The sequence below is a fragment of the Polaromonas sp. P1_G2 genome (genome assembly GCF_056405515.1).
In genome coordinates, this window is the sequence record NZ_JBFUBY010000008.1 from 14,716 (window position 1) to 31,021 (window position 16,306).

Consider the following 16,306-nt stretch of genomic DNA (forward strand, 5'->3'; position numbering starts at 1 on the left):
CTCCTTTCAGGTGCATGTGCATGAGTGGGTGATGGTGCTTTCAGGTGGGGGACGGTTCAGCGGCAAACAATTTGTCGAGCTTGAGGAAGGCGCCGGCCCAGCCCTGGTTGTGGCTGTCGCGCGCGGCCTGGTCGAAGAATTTTTCATGTACGAACACGAGTTCGGTGCCGCCGCCCGAGGGCTTCAGGGTGACGCTGACCCGCGACACGCGTTCGGGTGTGCTTTGCCAGCCCCAGTCGAACACCAGCTTGTGGGGCGGCTCGACTTCAAGGTAGGTGCCGCTCACGTTGTGGGTCTCCTGGCCGGGCACACCGAAGCGGATGTGGTAGCGGCCACCGACGCGCACGTCCATCTCGGCGAGGGTCACCACGCTGCCCGGGTCGGGGCCGAACCACTGCGCTATCGCTTGCGGGTCGGTCCACGCGCGCCAGACTTTTTCGCAGCTGGCGGGGTAGTGCCGGGTGAAGTTGACGGACGGCTTGTCTTGCGTTGCGCTTCTTTCCATGGCGGGTTCAGCTCCTCTTGGTGGTACAGGTAGCGGCCCAGCGCGTCGAGGCGGGTGGACCAGAACTTCTCGTAACGGGACAGCCACATGGCGGCCTCCTGCATGGGCTCGGGCGAGATGGCCAGGTTGACGACCCGCCCGTCCTTGGCGCGTGTCACCAGGCCGGCATCCTCGAGCACCCGCAGGTGCTTCATGAAGCCGGGCAGGGACATGCCGTGCGGCTGGGCCAGCTCGCCGACGGACAGGTTGCTGCGCTCCAGGTCTTGCAGCACCTTGCGGCGGGTGGGGTCCGCGAGCGCGGCGAACACGGCATTGAGGGCCTCTTCGGCGTCTTCTTTATACTTAACCATTAGGCTTAGTATTGAGCCGGCGACCCCGGCTTGTCAACCCGGATGCCGCGGGAAAATGTTTTTTTATGTGAGCAGGCCCAGCATGGGCCTGCAAAGAAATGTGTACAGCGCGCACGTGCGGGTAAACCGGCGCAACACCCTGCAAGAACACTGGCATTGAGGCCGGGGGTAGCATCCAATGAATGAATGACTGACCACTCCCGCAGGAAGCCCATGAAACAGACCACGCCCACGACCATTCCCACGCACGCGCCCGCCGGCCTTAACCGTCCCCGCATCCTGATGCTGGGGTCTTTGCTGGCCCTGGCCGCCGCGGCCGCCCTGCTGGCCGCGCAGGCGAACGCCCAGACCCCGGAGCCGGCGGCGGCAGCCTCTGCGCCCGCAGCGACACCCGCAACACCAGCCGTTGTCTACTACGACCCCAAAGACCTGGAGCGCGCTTTCAAGTTCATGGACAAGACCGGCGATGGCAAGATCAGCCGTGACGAGGCGTCGAATTTTCGCGGCGTTTCGAAACATTTTGACGAGGCAGATACCAATAAAGATGGATTCTTGTCACGCGAAGAATTCGACAACGCGATGAACCGAAGCAAACAGCCCTGATAGCCTCTCACCCATGAAAAAAGCCGTGCGGCTTGTGGCCGCACGGCTTTGCTTTTTGGGAGCTGTTTGCGCTCAGTTCTTCAGCTTCACGTTCCAGAAGAAAGGCCACAGCGCGGGCTGGTAGTTCTCGAGCTTGGTGGACTTCGCCGACAGGCTGTTGAACTTGCCGATGTCGATGTAGGGCACTTCGTCATACACGAGCTGCTGTACCTTGCCCCACAGCGGCGCGCGCTTGGCGGGGACCGGCGTGTGGTTGAACTCGAGCAGCGCGGCCTGCTTGCCGGGGGTGTTCCACCAGCCGGGCGCGCCGTCGCCGAGCTGCGGCGGCGAGAGCATGGGTTCGGGCAGCAGGCCCGAGTGCGTCACGTAGATGTCCCAGGCGGCGGAGTCGTTGCGGCGCTGCACCAGCGTGGCCCAGTCGACCACGGTGAGTTCGGCCTTGATGCCGGCGCGCTTGAGCTGCTCGGCCATGACCACCGCCATGTTGTAGTGGAAGTCGTACTGGCGGCTCGTCAGGATGCGCACCGTCTCGCCCTTGTAGCCGGCGGCTTCGGCCAGGCCCTTGGCCTTGGCCGGGTCGCGCTGGTTGTAGTTCTCGCCACCGGCGGCCGAGTAATACGGAGAGCCCTGCGGGAAGTGGTTGGCCTCGGCCGTGAAGAAACGCGTGTCGCCGAAGCCGGCGGCCATCATCTCGCCGGGGCCTATGGCGGTCTGGATGGCCTGGCGCATGCCCTTGTTGGCGTTGATGCCTTCACGCGTGTTGAACACCAGGTAGGGGAACCCGAAGGCCGGCGTGATCACGGCGGTGGCGCGGCCGCCGGCTTTTTCGAGACGGGCCAGCGCGTCTATGGGCAGCAGGTCGGCGAAGTGGAACTGGCCGGACATGGCGCCTTCGACGCGCGTGTTGGGCGTGGGCACGGGGATGAAGCGCAGCTCTTCGATGAAGGCCTCGCGCTTGCCGCCGTAACCGCTGGCCGGCTCCTTGCGCGAGGTGTAGCCGTCAAAGCGCGTGAGCACCACAAACTGGTCGGTGCGGCGCTCCTTGAACTTGTAGGGGCCGGTGCCGATGAAGTCACGCAGCGGAATCTGCACGGCTTCCTTGGCCATGATGGCGGCCATGCCGCTGGGCAGGGCCAGCTGCGCGAGCAGCGGCGCATAAGGGTTYCTGAGCGTCAGTTCCACCGTGAGCGGGCCGGTCGACTTCAGCTCGACGATTTCCTTGCCCACGGCCTTGCCGCGCGGCGCTTCCTTGATCCAGCGCTTGAGGCTGACGACCACGTCTTCGGCGTCCAGCGCGCGGCCCGAGTGCAGCTTCACGCCCTTGCGCAGGGTGATGGTGACGACCTTGCCGTCGGCCGAGAAGCGCGGCATGCCCTCGGCCAGCATGGGCACAACATTCCACTTGGCGTCAAAGGTGTAAAGCGGCTCGTACACGTGCTGCATGATGGTGCCGACCAGGTCGGTGGTGGCCTGCATCGGGTCCAGCGAGGGCGGCTCGCCCACCATGGCCAGGTTGGCCGCCGAGGCCGTGGTCTGGGCCAGCGCCGGGGCGGCGCCCTGCCAAGCGGCCATCAGGCCAAAAACCAGTGCCGGCAGCAGCCGGCGTGTCTGTAAGCGGTAAGCCATAAGCACTCCTACGTGAAAGTTAATTTCAGAAATCGTAGGATATTTGGCTAATTGTGAGATTATGTAAGTGATTACCCTGAAGGATGTGCGTTTAGTTTGAAATTAAATTTCGTTGCACAGGGAAGTTGAATTTGCAGCCAGGAATAGCCGCAGGCTGCGCCGCCGCATGCCCGGCCGCATGACAGGGGTGCCGCCAGGGCCTAGACTGAAGACAAGCCCAGGCTTTCAAGTCCATGCAACGTACGCCCCATCCTCTGCTTGCGCCCTTCGTCAAGACGGCGTGGGCCAGCTTGCCTGCGGCCATGGAGGCCAAGGCTGAGCCGGCGCGCGAGCATGTGTTGCCGACCGGCCTGATGCACCTGGTGTTCCGCCTCTCGGGGCCGTCCGTGCGCATCTTCGACGGCGCCGCCGACGGCGAGGGACGGCAGCTCGGCCATACGCTGGTGGGCGGGCCGCGCGCGGTGTTTTACGCCAAAGACGTTACCGCACCCTCCCCCTCGGTGGGCGTGCAATTGCTGCCCGGCGCGGCGCAGGCCTTGCTGGGCCTGCCGGCCGATGAACTGGCGGGACAACACGTAAGCCTGGAAGACCTGTGGGGCAGCCATGCCGCCGTGGCGCGCGAGCAGTTGCTGGCCGCCGCGACACTGCGGGATGCCCTGCAGCGCCTTGAGGCCCTGCTGCTGGAGCGCCTGCGCGCCGGCCCGGCGCGGGCCGCGCACCCGGTGGCCATGCTGGCCTTGCGGCAATTCGAGGCGGGCATGGACGTGAATGATGCGGTGGCCCGCAGCGGCTACAGCCACCGGCAGTTCATACGTATCTTCTCGCAGGCCGTGGGCCTGGGTCCCAAGCTGTATTGCCGGGTGCGGCGTTTCCAGAAAGCACTGCCGCTGGTGCAGGGCCCCTTGGCCCTGGCCTGCGTAGCAGTGGAGGCGGGCTACAGCGATCAATCGCATTTCAACCGCGAGTTCCGTGAATTCGCCGGCCTCACACCCGAGCAGTACCGGCTGGCGCGGCCGGCCTCGGCCAACCATGTGCCGGTGCCGCCCGCAGCCGGCGCGGCCTCTTTGCGGCCACATGTCAATTTTGTTCAAGACCGGGCGAATGCCGGGAGATAGACTGGCCGCATTCCCTTTCAGAGGAGCCGGCATGGCCATTCACGAACTGTTCGCTTACATCCACGTCAAGGGCGCTGAAGAAGCCCTGGCTTTTTACATCTCTGTGTTCGGGGCGACCGAAAAATTCCGCCTGACGGAGCCCGGCGGCCGCATAGGCCACGCCGAACTGGACTTCGGCGGCGCCACGCTGATGCTGTCCGACGAGTTCCCGGAATGCGGTGTCGCGGCGCCGGCGCGGGACATGCCGGCCAGCGTCACCCTGCACCTGCACGTCGACGACTGCGACGCGATCATCGCCCGCGCGCTGCAGGCCGGCGCCACGCTGGAGATGGCCGCGCAAGACCATTTCTACGGCGAACGCTCGGGCAGTTTTCGCGACCCCTTCGGCCACCGCTGGAGCGTGGGCCACAGCATTGAGACGGTGACGCCCGAGGAGATGCAGCGCCGCTACACGGCGATGATGGAATCGCCCGGCACTTAAGGCTGCCAGCAAGCAGCCTTACTCGAGTTCTATTTCAGGCGGACGGGCCAGGCCCAATACCCGCCTCAGGGTCTCCAGCAGTTCCTGGTTGGAGGTTTTGGCCTTGACCAGCACGGCGGTGGCGCGTGCGGCCTGGGCCCGGGTCGCCTCGATCGCGGAAAACACCACCACCGGCGGCGGCGACTCGAGCGCCTCGATGTCGGTCAGCAGGTCCCAGCCCGAGCCTTCCTTGAGGTTGATGTCCAGCAGGACCAGGTCGAAGGGCTGGCTGTGCAGGCGCGAGCGCGCTTCCTGCAGCGTGGCCGCGAAGACGAAGGTCGCGAAGTCCTGCGCGATGGTGGCGGCGATGCGCTGGATGTCGGGGTCGTCCTCGACGTGCAGGATGACGGGCTTGTTTTCGGCGGCGCCGGCGATGGCGTGGCGCACGCCCAGCACCAGCAGGTTTTCGTCGATGGGCTTTTCCAGCCAGTCCGAAACGGTCAGCGCCTGGTCGTTGAACTGCACCTTCCCCTCGCCGGCCCAGGCCGAGACCACGACCACCGGGACGTCGCGCGTGAGCAGCCGCCCGCGCAGCGCACGGATCAGCGCGATGCCGTCCTGGCCGGGCAGCTTGAGGTCTACCGTGATGGCGGCGTAGTGCTGCTGCTCCAACATGGCCAGGGCCGCCTCGGCGCTGTAGGCCGGGTCGGCGTCGAAACCGCCCTTGTCCAGCATCATGCCGATCAGGCGGGAGATGTCGGGATCGTCCTCGCAGACCAGCACGCGCGGGCGGTCTCCGCCGATTTCCACAGGGCGCGTAGGCGGCGGCTCCACCCATTCGGGCAGTTCGAAGTAAAAGGTGGTGCCCTCGCCGGTGTGGGTGTCAAAGCCTATGCTGCCGCCCAGGCGCTCGATGATGGCGCGTGAAATGTTCAGGCCCAGCCCGGTGCCGCCCTTCTGGCGCGTGTCGGAGGAGTCGGCCTGGGAAAACTTCTGGAAGATGCGCTTGCGGAATTCCTCGGGAATGCCGGGCCCGTGGTCGCGCACCTCGACGCGCAGGCCAGTCATGGTGCGCATTACGTGAATCTCCACCACGCCGTCGTTGGGCGAAAACTTCATGGCGTTGGACAGCAGGTTGGTCACGACCTGCGTGAGGCGGTCGCCGTCGGCCCTGACCATCAACTCCTCGTCGTCGGGGAACTGCAGGCTCAGGCTCACGTTCTTGGCGGCGCCGTAACCCTCGTTGGCAGCCAGCGCCTGCTCCAGCAGGGGCTTAAGTTCGATGATCTGCAGGTCCAGGGTCATCTTGCCGGACTCGATTTTCTCGATGTCCAGGATGTCGTTGATGAGCCGGATCAGGCGCTCGCAATTGCTTTTGGCGATGCCCACCAGGGTCTTGACGGCCTCGGGCAGCTGGCCGGCAACGCCGCCGGAGATCAGGCCCAGCGAGCCGCGTATCGAGGTGAGCGGCGTGCGCAGCTCATGGCTGACGGTAGAGACGAACTCGCTCTTCATGCGGTCTATGCGCTTGAGCTCGGTGACGTCGTTGGCCAGCGTGTAGAAGCCGATCACCTTGCCTTCGTCGGCGCCGTCGCCATAGCGCGGGAAGTAATTGACCACGTAGTCGCGCATGCCGCCGCGCGCGGTCTTCTGCGCGCGTTCATAGACCACCGGATAGCCCTGCAGCACCTCGTCCACCCGGGGCTTGATCACCGCGTACATCTCCTCGCCCACGATTTGCCGGATGGTCTTGCCTTCGAGCTGCGCCTGCGTCATGCCGAAGACTTCCTCGTAGGCCCGGTTGTGAAAGCGCAGGTATTGGTCGGCGTCGGCGTAGGTGATCCAGGCCGGCACGGTGTCGGTGATTTCGCGCATCTGCGCTTCGCTGGTGCGCAGCGCCTCGGTGACCCGGCGCATCTCGGTGGTGTCGCGGCCCGTCCCGCGGTAGCCGGTGAACTTCCCTGAGGCGTCAAAAATCGGCACGCCGCTGATGCTCAGGTAGCGGACCTGCCCGTTGGTGTCACGCCGTATGCTTTCGAAGTCGCGGAAGACTTCGTGCCGCTCGAGCACGGCCCGGTGGGCGGCCCAGGTTTCATCACTCATGTGGATGTGGTCCAGCTCCCAGGGGGTCTTGCCGTAGGCCGCGGACGAAATGCCGGAGGCGTTGGTGCTTTCGCCCGAGACCTCGACGAAACGGAAGTTCTCGTCCTGCTCCCAGAACCAGTCGGAGGACAGCGCGGTGAGCGCGCGAAAGCGTTCCTCGCTTTCGCGAAGCACCTTCTCGGTCTCCTTGCGTTCGGTGATGTCCTGGATTTGCGCGATGAAGCGCAGCGGCTTGCGGTCCTCGTCGCGCACCAGGGAACAGCTCATGTAACCCCAGACGGTGTGGCCGTCCTTGTGGATGTAGCGCTTTTCCGTGTGGAAGGACTCGATCTCGCCGGCCAGCGCGCGCCGGCGCTGCTCCAGGTCCCATTCGATGTCGTCGGGGTGGGTCAGGTCGTGGATGGTGCGCGCCAGCATCTCGGCCTCGGAATAACCGAGCATCTGGCAGAAGGCGTTGTTGACCTTGAGGCGGCGCGAGTCTATGCCGATCAGCGTCATGCCGATCGCGGCGTGCTCGAACGCGTTGGCGAACTGCTGGTCGTTCAGCATGAAGGCGTCGTTGTCGCTGCTGAAGAGCTCGCCAGTGGGCATCTCCAGCGTCGAGAAGCCCGAGTCCTGCTCCGCCTCGGCGGCCCGGGCCGGCTGGGCGGGTTGCCCGATGCCTGTCTGGTCGCCGCCAAGCGAGAAATAAAAGGTACTGCCTGCGCCGACCACCGATTCGGCCCATATCTTGCCGCCGTGCCGGTCGACGATTCGCTTGGCCGTAGCCAGGCCTATGCCGCTGCCGGCGAACTCCTCGGGCGAATGCAGGCGCTCGAAGTTGCCGAACAGCTTGTCGACATAGGCCATGTCAAAACCGGCGCCTTCGTCCTTCACGAAGAACACGGGCTGGCCGTCCTTCGCGGGCCCGCGGCCGACGGTGATCTCGACATGCTCCTTCTTGGCGCTGAACTTCCAGGCGTTGGCGACCAGTTGATCCAGCACCTGGGAGAGCATCGCCTGGTCGCCGCGCGCGAGCATCCCGGGCTCGACCGTGACGCGCCCGCCGCGCCCGGCCTCGGCGTCCTGGAGCCGCTTGGCCACGCGCAGCGCCTCGGCGCTGATGTCCACCGTGTCCCAGACCATGCTGGTGCGCGACAGGCGCGTGAGGGCCAGCAGCCCGTCGGTGAGTTCGCCCATGCGGCGTACGCTGCTGCGTATGCGCTCGAGGAAATGCAGGGCACGCTCGCCGGCGGCGGGCGGCATGTGTTTTTCGAGCAGCGCGCAGAAGCCGTCTATGGTGCTCAGGGGCGTGCGCAGGTCGTGCGCGACCGAGTACGAGAAGGCTTCCATCTCCTTACCCGCCGCTTCGAGCTGTGCCGTCCTGCGCAGCACGCGGTTTTCCAGGTCGACGTTGAGCCGGACGATTTCCACCTCGGCCTGCTTGCGCTTGGTGATGTCGGCGATCGACGTGACAAAACCGGTGGGTTTGTCGCTGTTGCCGTCGAACAGAGGCCGCACGTTGACCAGCGCCCAGAAAGTGCTGCCGTCGGGCCTGCGGTAGCGCTGGACCACATTGCTCTGTGCCTGGCCGCTGGTTTTGGCGCGCACGCTGGCCCACTCGGCTTCGGGCATCAGCGTGCCGTCCTCGCGCAGGCGTTCCCAGTCCAGGAGGGCCGAATGCAACCCCTTGATCTGCGCCAGGGTCTTGCCGAAAATGCGCTCCGCGCTGGCGTTGCAGTCGGTGATCTTGCCTTCGGCATCACGCAGCACCACGCCTTCGGCAAGCGCCCCGACCACCGCCCGGAAACGCGCGCCGCTTGCGCGCAGTGCGATTTCGGTCAGCTTGCGCTCGGTGATGTCGCTTCCAACGCCGCGGTAGCCTTCGAAGGTTCCGTCCTCGCCAAACACCGGTTCTCCGCTGACGCTGCGGTAAATGGCGCTTCCATCCGCCTTGGCCAGCCGGTACTCAAAATTACGGAACGGCAAATGCGCCTGCAAGGCGGCCTTGTGCTCTTCCCACGTGCCGACAAGCGGCTCGGAGTTGGGCAAGTCCCATCGGCATAACCCTTCCCCGATGACCTGGGTTCCCAGGGTAAAGCGCTGCGGATCGTTGGAGACAAAGACGTTGCGGAAGTTTTTGTCCTGTTCCCAGTACCAGTCGGACGAGAGCTGGGTGAGGCTTTCGAACCGCGCCTGGCTGCGGCGCAGGCGGTTCTCGGCGGCCAGGCGCTCGGTGATGTCCTCGGCCGTGATCAGAACGTGCGTGACGGCGCCACCCCCGTCCTTGAGCGGGACCTTGCGCATGTGTACGCGAATACTTCCGCGGTCGCGCGTCATGATGACCCGGTCGGAGAAATCCTGCATGACGCCGGTGTTCGCCACCTCGACGTCGGAGATGTTGATCCGGTCGGCGTGCTCCTGCGGCCAGAGGTCGTGCACGGTGCGGCCCATGGCGTCCTCGCGCCGGATGCCGTACAGGCTTTCGGCGGCCTTGTTCCAGGCCACCACGCGCAGGCCGTCCTGCACCGACTTCAGGTGCACGGCAACCGGCATGTTGTCGACGACGTCGTCGAGGAAGCGAGCGGCCTTGCGTTCTTTTTCCTCGATGCGCCTGGCCACCGTGACGTCCCGCGTGATGCCGCGGTAGCCGGTGAACTCCCGCTGCTTGTTGAACACCGGCACGCCGCTGGCGGAAAAATAATGGGCCACGCCGTCGCCCAGCACCCGGATGTATTCGAAATCCCGGAACGCCTGGCGCGCCTCGAGCACCGCCCGGTGGTGGTCCCAGGACATGCTCAAGGGATAGGCTCCGGGCAGTTCCCAGCGCTGCTTGCCGATGGYGCTGTTGAGGTCCGGGTCGGCGGCGCTGCTTGTGCGTGTGGGGCGCGTGCCGCGTTCAGCGGTGAAGTCGGTGAAGCGGTAATCGGCGTCTTGCTCCCAGTACCAGTCGGACGAGATCGATGCCAGGCTGCGCAGGCTGTCGACGTCGTCCTGGAGCGCCTCGGTGGCGCGGCGCTGTTCGGCGAGCTCCCGCGCCAGGGCCTGGTTGGCCGCGGCCAGCGCCTGCGCCTCGGCCTCCAGGCGCTCATTGGCCTGGGCCAGGGTTTCGTCTCTTTTCACCGGCGCCCCCCGGCACGCGAAGCCTGCGGCACGGCGGCGAGCCATCCCGCCGAGCCATGCTGGCGGCGGGCTGCGGTCAATGCGCCTGGCGGACGGGGCTTCATGCGCGGCTGTTAACTTTCTTGTCAAAGGCAAGTCGCCTTGGTGCATTTTGCACGGCGTTGCGCTGCTCGAGTGTGCTGGGCCGCAAGAAAATCCGCCATAGGACAACACCCTGTCTTCTTTTGGGTGTGGCAGCCGCCTGGTGGGCGCCGAATCTGAAAACTTAAGACCTCTTTTTTGCAAATTTCAGCCGGGCGGCAGAGGCGCACCAGCGGAAAGGTGTTTTTTACCCTTTCACACGGCGTGCGGGTACTCCAGCGACAGCCCGGCGGCCTGCCAGGCGTCTATGCCGCCATGCAGCGGGCGCACGTTCTTGAAACCCGCGGCCATCAGCCGCCTGGCCACCTGGGCGGCCGACGCGTCGTTGGGGCAGGCGCAGTAAACCACCACGGCCACGTCATGCGGCAGGTCCAGTGTGGCCATTTTGCGGTCCGGGTCCGACCACAGCAGGGCGCCCGGAATGATGCCGCCGCCGCCGCGGCTGAGTTCGGTGCGCACGTCGAGGATCACGGCCGGTTGCTCGCCTTGCGTGAGGTGCAGCAGCTCCTGCGGCGTGATGCGCGCCATGCGCAGCTGGCGGTAAAAGCGCTGGCGCTGCCACCATTTGTGCGCCAGGAAAAGCGCGAAACCGGCCAGCAGCACCATCAGGCCTATGCGCCCCATCTGCTCGAAGATGGCCAGCACGTCGGCCACCGCGTCATGGAACAGCATGCCCAGGCCCAAGCCGACGCCGGCATACAACGCCGCGCCTATGGCGTCAAACAACAGGAAGCGACCGAAGGGCACACCGGTGCGGCCGGCCAGCGCGGTGGCCAGCGAGGCAAAACCCGGGATGAACTTGGCCAGTACCAGGGACTTCACGCCCCAGCGCGTGAAGATCGATTCGGTCTGCCGCACGCAGGAATCGGGCGACAGCGAAATCCGGCACAAGGTCTTGAGCACGCGGCTGCCGTAGCGGTGGCCGGCCCAATACCAGACGCTGTCGGCGATCAGGCAGGCCCCCACCGCCGTGGCGAGCAGGCCGCCGGCCGAATACTGGCCGTTAAAACTCAGGGCGCCGGTCAGTATGAGCACCGGATAGGCCGGGATCGGCAGGCCCAGCTGCTCGAGCACGATGTTGAGGAAAACGGCGGCCAGCCCGTACTGCTGCAGCCACAAAATGATCTGGTCCATGGCGTCAATGTAGACGGGCGCGGCGCATCGGTAAATGGCCGGCATGTTAATGCTCTATTTCACGGGGTCTTGCCCCTTCCCCCGCCGAGGGGGAAGGCTGGGATGGGGGCCGGCGGCGCCTGCGCTACCATGAACCTCTTCCCCAATTCCCGTTATCCAGAGAGCGCTCCCCCTTGAAATATGTCGTGGCCGTCAGGGCCCTGTGCGAGTTCACCGCCAAGCATGGCGACCTGGACCTGCGCTTCACCCCCTCGCCTTCCGCCCAGGAAGGCATGGCCGGCCATGCGCTGGTCGCATCGCGCCGTGGCGAGTCCTACCAGTCCGAAGTCAGCCTGGAGGGCGAATACCAGGCGCTGACGGTGCGCGGCCGCGCCGACGGCTACGACCCCGAGCAGAACCAGCTGGAGGAAGTCAAGACCTACCGCGGCGACCTGCATGCCATGGCCGACAACCGCCGGCACCTGCACTGGGCGCAGCTCAAGATCTACGGCTGGCTGCTGTGCCAGGACAGGAAGCTTCCCGACATCAACCTGACATTGGTCTACTTCGACGTGGCCAGCGCGCAGGAAACGCCGCTGACCGAGCATTTCACGGCCGCCGCACTCAAGGAATATTTTGAAGCCCAGTGCGAACGCTTCCTGGCCTGGGCCACGCAGGAACTCGCGCACCGCCAGGCACGCGATGCCGCGCTCACGGCGCTGGAGTTTCCGCATCCGGACTTCCGGCCCGGCCAGCGCGAACTGGCCGAGGCCGTCTACAAGACCGCGCAGGCCGGCCACTGCCTGATGGCGCAGGCGCCGACCGGCATAGGCAAGACAATAGGCACGGTGTTTCCGCTGCTCAAGGCGGTGCCTAAAAAGCAGCTCGACAAACTGTTTTTCCTGGCGGCCAAAACACCGGGCCGCCGGCTGGCGCTGGACGCGCTGGACCGCATCAAGGGCAGCAGCCAGGCTTTGCCGCTGCGCGTGCTGGAACTGGTGGCGCGCGACAAGGCCTGCGAGCACCCGGGCAAGGCCTGCCACGGCGACGCCTGCCCGCTGGCCAAGGGCTTTTACGACCGCCTGCCGCAGGCGCGCAGCGCCGCCGTGAAGCACGCCGCCGCGCAAGGCCCGCTCGACAAGGCCGCGCTGCGCGAACTGGCGCTGGCCCACCATGTGTGCCCCTACTACCTGAGCCAGGAACTGGTGACCTGGTCGGACGTGGTGGTGGGCGACTACAACTATTACTTCGACACCAGCGCGCTGCTGCACGGCCAGGCCCAGGGCAACCAGTGGCGCGTCAGCGTGCTGGTGGACGAGGCGCACAACCTGGTGGAGCGCGCGCGGAAAATGTATTCGGCCACGCTGAGCCAGGCGCAGCTACAGCAGGTGCACGCCGGCGCGCCGCGTGCCGTGCGCGGCGCGCTGGAGCGGCTCAACCGCAGCCTGCAGGAACTCCACCAATATCAGGACGAGCCCTACCAGGTGCATCCCGAACTGCCCGCACCTTTCCTTAAAACCCTGGGGCAGGCGCTGACCCAGGTCACCGACTTCCTGATGGCCAACCCGACGCGCATGGACGGCGAGCTGCAGGATTTTTATTTCGAGGCCCTGCATTTCTCGCGCATGGCCGAGAGCTTCGGCGAGCATTCGCTGTTCGATGTGACGCTGCAAGCCGACACGGGGCCTAACACTTTCGGCCAGGCATTGGGCCAGCCGCTCGCGGTGCTCAACATCCGCAACGTGGTGCCCGCGCCCTTCCTGGCGCCGCGCTTCGCGGCCGCGCAGTCGGCGGCGCTGTTTTCCGCCACGCTGAGCCCGCAGAACTATTACGCCGATACGCTGGGCCTGCCGGCCGGCACGGTGTGGACCGAGGTGGAATCGCCCTTCCTGGCCGAACAATTGCGGGTCTCGGTGGTCAGCGACGTCTCCACGCGTTTCCAGCACCGGGGCGATTCGCTCTCGCCCATCGTCGACCTGATGGCGCGTCAGTATGAGGGCCAGCCCGGCAACTACCTGGCGTTCTTAAGCAGCTACGACTACCTGCAGCAGCTGGTGGCGCTGTTCCGCCAGCGTTACCCGCACATCCCGGTGTGGGAGCAGACGCGCCGCATGGAAGAAACCGCGCGCGACGCCTTCCTCGCGCGCTTCACGCCGGACTCGCAGGGCATAGGCTTTGCCGTGCTGGGCGGCTCCTTCGCCGAAGGCATAGACCTGCCGGGCGAGCGCCTGATAGGCGCTTTCATCGCCACGCTGGGCCTGCCGCAGGTCAATGCGGTGAACGAACAGATCCGCGAACGAATGGGCGCCAATTTCGGCGCCGCCCAGAGTTACGACTACACCTATCTCTACCCCGGCCTGCAGAAGGTGGTGCAGGCGGCCGGGCGGGTCATACGCACGACCTCGGACCGCGGCGTGGTCTACCTGATCGACGACCGCTTTACCCGGCCCGAAATCCAGAGCCTGCTGCCGGGCTGGTGGAAGGTCACGCGCTTGCGCGCCAGGCGCAGGGAACCGGCCGCCGCGCTCTAAACGCTGATCAAACGCAAAAGCCCGCATTCGCGGGCTTTTGTTTGAACGGCCGTGAAGGCCGGTCAATCTTGCGGGGCCTAAAACACGCCCAGTAGCATGAGAATGAGGATGACGCTAAGTGGAACGCCGAGTAGCCAGGCAATGATGGGCATTTGTCTCTCCTAAAAGTAGTCAGGGTTTRAACACAAGTCCAATGTAGGCAGCGCGCCGCGCGGACAGTGCCAGCCTGAAGGCCTGCTGCAAGTAAGGGATGGCTGACGCGCGTGTAGTTGTGGAAGTAGCCGTTTGCAGGCCGGGGCCGCACAAAAAAGCCTGGCCGGCGAAAGACCAGCCGCGTTATGAGCAGTTAGCCAGGGCGGCCACGGTCAAGCCAGGTCAGCGAATGGTTCAGCGTTGGCTGAGTTGCAGCGCGCCCAGCATGCGCTGCAGCGGCTGGGTTTCCGGCAGCACGTAGACGATGCCGCGGCTTTTGCCGAGGACGGGGCCGACCACGCTTTCATAGAAGCTGACCGGCACCACCACGCAGCCCATGGAGATGCGGTTGTCTTCGGGGGTCTCGGAGGCCAGCCGCTCCGCGCGGCGCTCGGCTGGGGCCGCGGGGCGCAGGCGGTGGATGGCAAGCTTGGCCGCGTAATCGATCCAGACGATGGCCTCGCCCTGCAGGTTGTGGCCGGGCTCGGACACAAAGCGGCCCRCGGGCGTGGTGCGTTCGTCCTCGCGCAGGCTGGCCACGCTGCGCTGCGCCATGCCGGGCACGCCATGGTCGCCGGGCGCCAGGCCCGTCAGTGCGGGCGATGCACCGCGCAATTGGCCGCCGGCTTCAAACACAAAAATGCGCCCGCCTTTTTTATCGACGATCACAAAAGGCAGGCCTTCGTTGTCGCGCGCCGCCACCACCCAGCGCAAGGCCTGGCGTGCGTCGGCGGAGGCGGACACCAGCGCCATGCCGGTGTCGGGGCTGGCGGCCGGCGTGGCGACAGTGTCGGTGTAAGGCGCCAGGGGAAAAGCCTGGGACAGCAGGGGAAAGGCGGCAGAAGCGGCAAAGGCGACAAGGACCGCCGTGCGGGCGATGCGTGCGTGCTTCCTGCTCTTGCCTGTCAACAACATCCGGGTCCTGTGCATTGCGCCGTTAGAGTGCGCGAACGCACATGGAAAACCGGGTCATTTGTCCCTTGACACGTGCCCGGCGGGGTTGCGCCATGTTAACGATGCAAGCAATTGTGCTCAATGGAAAAACCCTGAGTTGCCTCGGACAATCGCTATCTTTTATATAGCATCAGGAGTTTTATCCACGGGAGATTCTGCGGAATTCAAGAGGATCAAAAAATCTCCGGCCAGGACTGTAACAGTCGCCGGTACCGGGGATTTTTGGCAGATTAGATGCGGGCGCGCAACAGCTGTGAGCAGGCAGGGCCCGACGCCGTTACAAGTTACAAATCCGGCCGGAAAATTCCGTTATTTGTCGCCGGATCCAGGCAGCCCGCTAAAACCCCGCTTCGCAAGCTGCATCAGCCGCCGCCGGCCCTTGGCGTCCGTCGTGCGCCATGTCTTGCGAGCTATTTCGATGAATGCGTTTTCAGCGGGATTGAAGGCGTCGCCGCCATGGTCTTCATCCATCCATCCTTTGGGTTTTCCCAGCCGGCTCTCGATCTGGGCCGCGGCCGCATCACCGATGTTTCTGCCCGAACCGTTCGCGTCTCCCTTGAACTGGCTCAGCCCGCCGGCGCTCAGGCCCAGTTCTTTTGCGAGCCGGCCCAGCATGCCGACCGGTGATTCACCGGCAGCCAACTCCCTTTCGCTGTATTCGCGAATGATGATCAGGAGGTTATTGCGCCTGGTTCGGTTGATGTCCRGGGAATCCATGTGACGTGATTGCAACAATCAAAATTATTTTCCATCGCCTCGTTGACGATGACRTAAAAAGATTTTACATTACCTTCCATCGCTACTTTTTGACATCAACTCTTTCCGCACATTCATCATGAAACCGATAGCCGCCATCGCAAGAAACAGCACCCCCGTTTGGGGCGGTGCTGGCGTGCGTCGCCTTGACGTTTATCTGGGCCAATGTGGTGGGCAGAGTTCATTTGCGCCGTCCGTTTTGCGGACCGCCATGCCCAAACAGAACCACGAGGATTGCACACCACCGGGAGGAGGAGACGCCTGAGCGTACCTTCTAAATCTCTGACACCCAGAGGCCCGGTATCCGCAAGGAACCGGGCCTTTTTGTTTTCCCCTGACGGTGATCGTGCCGTCTGTGCGCTTCAAGCGCGGGGCTCTTTAAAAATTCAGCAGCAGGACCGCGGCCACACACTGGATGGCGGCGACCCTGCAAAAAATTGCGGACATAGCTCAGTGGGTAGAGCGTGAGCCTTCCAAGCTCAATGTCGTCGGTTCGAAGCCGTCTGTCCGCTCCATTTCGGGTGTGCCTGTTTCACATCACCTGCGCGAAACCGAGGAGACGGTTTGGTRGCGCGTGTGCTGCAGACGGGGGTTCATGGCCCTCGGGAAAGCAGTGCAGCGGGAGATCCCGGTCAGGCTTGATGCCGGCCGCCCGCATGCGGGTACAGCCGAAATGGATTTTTTCCAGATATCCGTCACGTTCGTCTAGCCAGGGCCTGTTAACGCTATTTATGCAAATGCGAATGGGGTGAGAA

Annotated in this window: 12 protein-coding genes and 1 tRNA gene; 5 read left to right on the top strand and 8 right to left on the bottom strand. The window is 64.9% G+C overall.

Annotated features, from left to right (window positions below):
* Positions 1 to 40 precede the first annotated feature (40 nt).
* Positions 41 to 505 (bottom strand): SRPBCC family protein, encoded by a 465-nt coding sequence (locus AC1D0P_RS02130; protein WP_477675169.1) that lies wholly within the window; start codon positions 503 to 505, stop codon positions 41 to 43.
* Entirely contained in the window at positions 400 to 855 is a 456-nt protein-coding gene (locus AC1D0P_RS02135; protein WP_477675170.1) for an ArsR/SmtB family transcription factor, read from the bottom strand. The genes AC1D0P_RS02130 and AC1D0P_RS02135 overlap by 106 nt, the downstream gene beginning before the upstream one ends.
* Positions 856 to 1,068: 213 nt before the next feature.
* Here AC1D0P_RS02135 and AC1D0P_RS02140 point away from each other — a divergent pair, with 213 nt between their 5' ends.
* The gene (locus AC1D0P_RS02140; RefSeq protein WP_477675171.1) at positions 1,069 to 1,458 is read left to right on the top strand and encodes an EF-hand domain-containing protein; all 390 of its coding nucleotides are present in this window, start codon (positions 1,069 to 1,071) and stop codon (positions 1,456 to 1,458) included.
* A 72-nt stretch (positions 1,459 to 1,530) separates the two neighbouring features.
* On the opposite strand, the gene AC1D0P_RS02145 is transcribed toward AC1D0P_RS02140, so the two are convergent.
* Positions 1,531 to 3,030: an ABC transporter substrate-binding protein gene (locus tag AC1D0P_RS02145; protein ID WP_477675179.1), complete on the bottom strand. Its 1,500-nt coding sequence runs from the start codon at positions 3,028 to 3,030 to the stop codon at positions 1,531 to 1,533.
* A gap of 287 nt (positions 3,031 to 3,317) precedes the next feature.
* Here AC1D0P_RS02145 and AC1D0P_RS02150 point away from each other — a divergent pair, with 287 nt between their 5' ends.
* Together AC1D0P_RS02150 and AC1D0P_RS02155 are read left to right on the top strand one after the other, a co-directional pair.
* On the top strand, positions 3,318 to 4,199 hold the full coding sequence (locus AC1D0P_RS02150) for a helix-turn-helix domain-containing protein (protein ID WP_477675172.1): 882 nt from the start codon (positions 3,318 to 3,320) through the stop codon (positions 4,197 to 4,199).
* Between the two features lie 31 nt (positions 4,200 to 4,230).
* A complete protein-coding gene (locus AC1D0P_RS02155; RefSeq protein WP_477675173.1) occupies positions 4,231 to 4,680 on the top strand; it encodes a VOC family protein in 450 nt (149 codons plus the stop codon).
* Positions 4,681 to 4,698: 18 nt separating this feature from the next.
* Here AC1D0P_RS02155 and AC1D0P_RS02160 read toward each other — a convergent pair whose 3' ends face one another.
* Together AC1D0P_RS02160 and AC1D0P_RS02165 are read right to left on the bottom strand one after the other, a co-directional pair.
* Positions 4,699 to 9,864 carry a PAS domain S-box protein gene (locus tag AC1D0P_RS02160; RefSeq protein WP_477675174.1) on the bottom strand — a complete coding sequence of 1,722 codons (5,166 nt, stop codon included), beginning with the start codon at positions 9,862 to 9,864 and terminating at the stop codon, positions 4,699 to 4,701.
* Positions 9,865 to 10,200: 336 nt separating this feature from the next.
* Entirely contained in the window at positions 10,201 to 11,139 is a 939-nt protein-coding gene (locus tag AC1D0P_RS02165) for a rhodanese-like domain-containing protein (protein ID WP_477675180.1), read from the bottom strand.
* Between the two features lie 173 nt (positions 11,140 to 11,312).
* Here AC1D0P_RS02165 and AC1D0P_RS02170 point away from each other — a divergent pair, with 173 nt between their 5' ends.
* The gene (locus AC1D0P_RS02170; RefSeq protein WP_477675175.1) at positions 11,313 to 13,649 is read left to right on the top strand and encodes an ATP-dependent DNA helicase; all 2,337 of its coding nucleotides are present in this window, start codon (positions 11,313 to 11,315) and stop codon (positions 13,647 to 13,649) included.
* A gap of 387 nt (positions 13,650 to 14,036) precedes the next feature.
* Here AC1D0P_RS02170 and AC1D0P_RS02175 read toward each other — a convergent pair whose 3' ends face one another.
* Both AC1D0P_RS02175 and AC1D0P_RS02180 read right to left on the bottom strand, forming a co-directional pair.
* Complete coding sequence (locus tag AC1D0P_RS02175) at positions 14,037 to 14,756, bottom strand: hypothetical protein (RefSeq protein WP_477675176.1); 720 nt, start codon at positions 14,754 to 14,756, stop codon at positions 14,037 to 14,039.
* Positions 14,757 to 15,104: 348 nt separating this feature from the next.
* A complete protein-coding gene (locus tag AC1D0P_RS02180) occupies positions 15,105 to 15,512 on the bottom strand; it encodes a hypothetical protein (RefSeq protein WP_477675177.1) in 408 nt (135 codons plus the stop codon).
* A 478-nt stretch (positions 15,513 to 15,990) separates the two neighbouring features.
* Here AC1D0P_RS02180 and AC1D0P_RS02185 point away from each other — a divergent pair.
* Positions 15,991 to 16,066, top strand: a tRNA-Gly gene (locus tag AC1D0P_RS02185).
* A 17-nt stretch (positions 16,067 to 16,083) separates the two neighbouring features.
* On the opposite strand, the gene AC1D0P_RS02190 is transcribed toward AC1D0P_RS02185, so the two are convergent.
* Positions 16,084 to 16,306, bottom strand: a 223-nt coding sequence (locus AC1D0P_RS02190) for a hypothetical protein (RefSeq protein ID WP_477675178.1), incomplete at its 5' end; no start/stop codon positions are given.

Excerpts from the sequence above, each read along its gene's own strand:
- AC1D0P_RS02165 (WP_477675180.1), bottom strand. The coding sequence starts at position 11,139 with ATGGACCAGATCATTTTGTGGCTGCAGCAGTACGGGCTGGCCGCCGTT.
- AC1D0P_RS02140 (WP_477675171.1), top strand. The coding sequence starts at position 1,069 with ATGAAACAGACCACGCCCACGACCATTCCCACGCACGCGCCCGCCGGC.
- AC1D0P_RS02150 (WP_477675172.1), top strand. The coding sequence starts at position 3,318 with ATGCAACGTACGCCCCATCCTCTGCTTGCGCCCTTCGTCAAGACGGCG.
- AC1D0P_RS02130 (WP_477675169.1), bottom strand. The coding sequence starts at position 505 with ATGGAAAGAAGCGCAACGCAAGACAAGCCGTCCGTCAACTTCACCCGG.
- AC1D0P_RS02155 (WP_477675173.1), top strand. The coding sequence starts at position 4,231 with ATGGCCATTCACGAACTGTTCGCTTACATCCACGTCAAGGGCGCTGAA.
- AC1D0P_RS02135 (WP_477675170.1), bottom strand. The coding sequence starts at position 855 with ATGGTTAAGTATAAAGAAGACGCCGAAGAGGCCCTCAATGCCGTGTTC.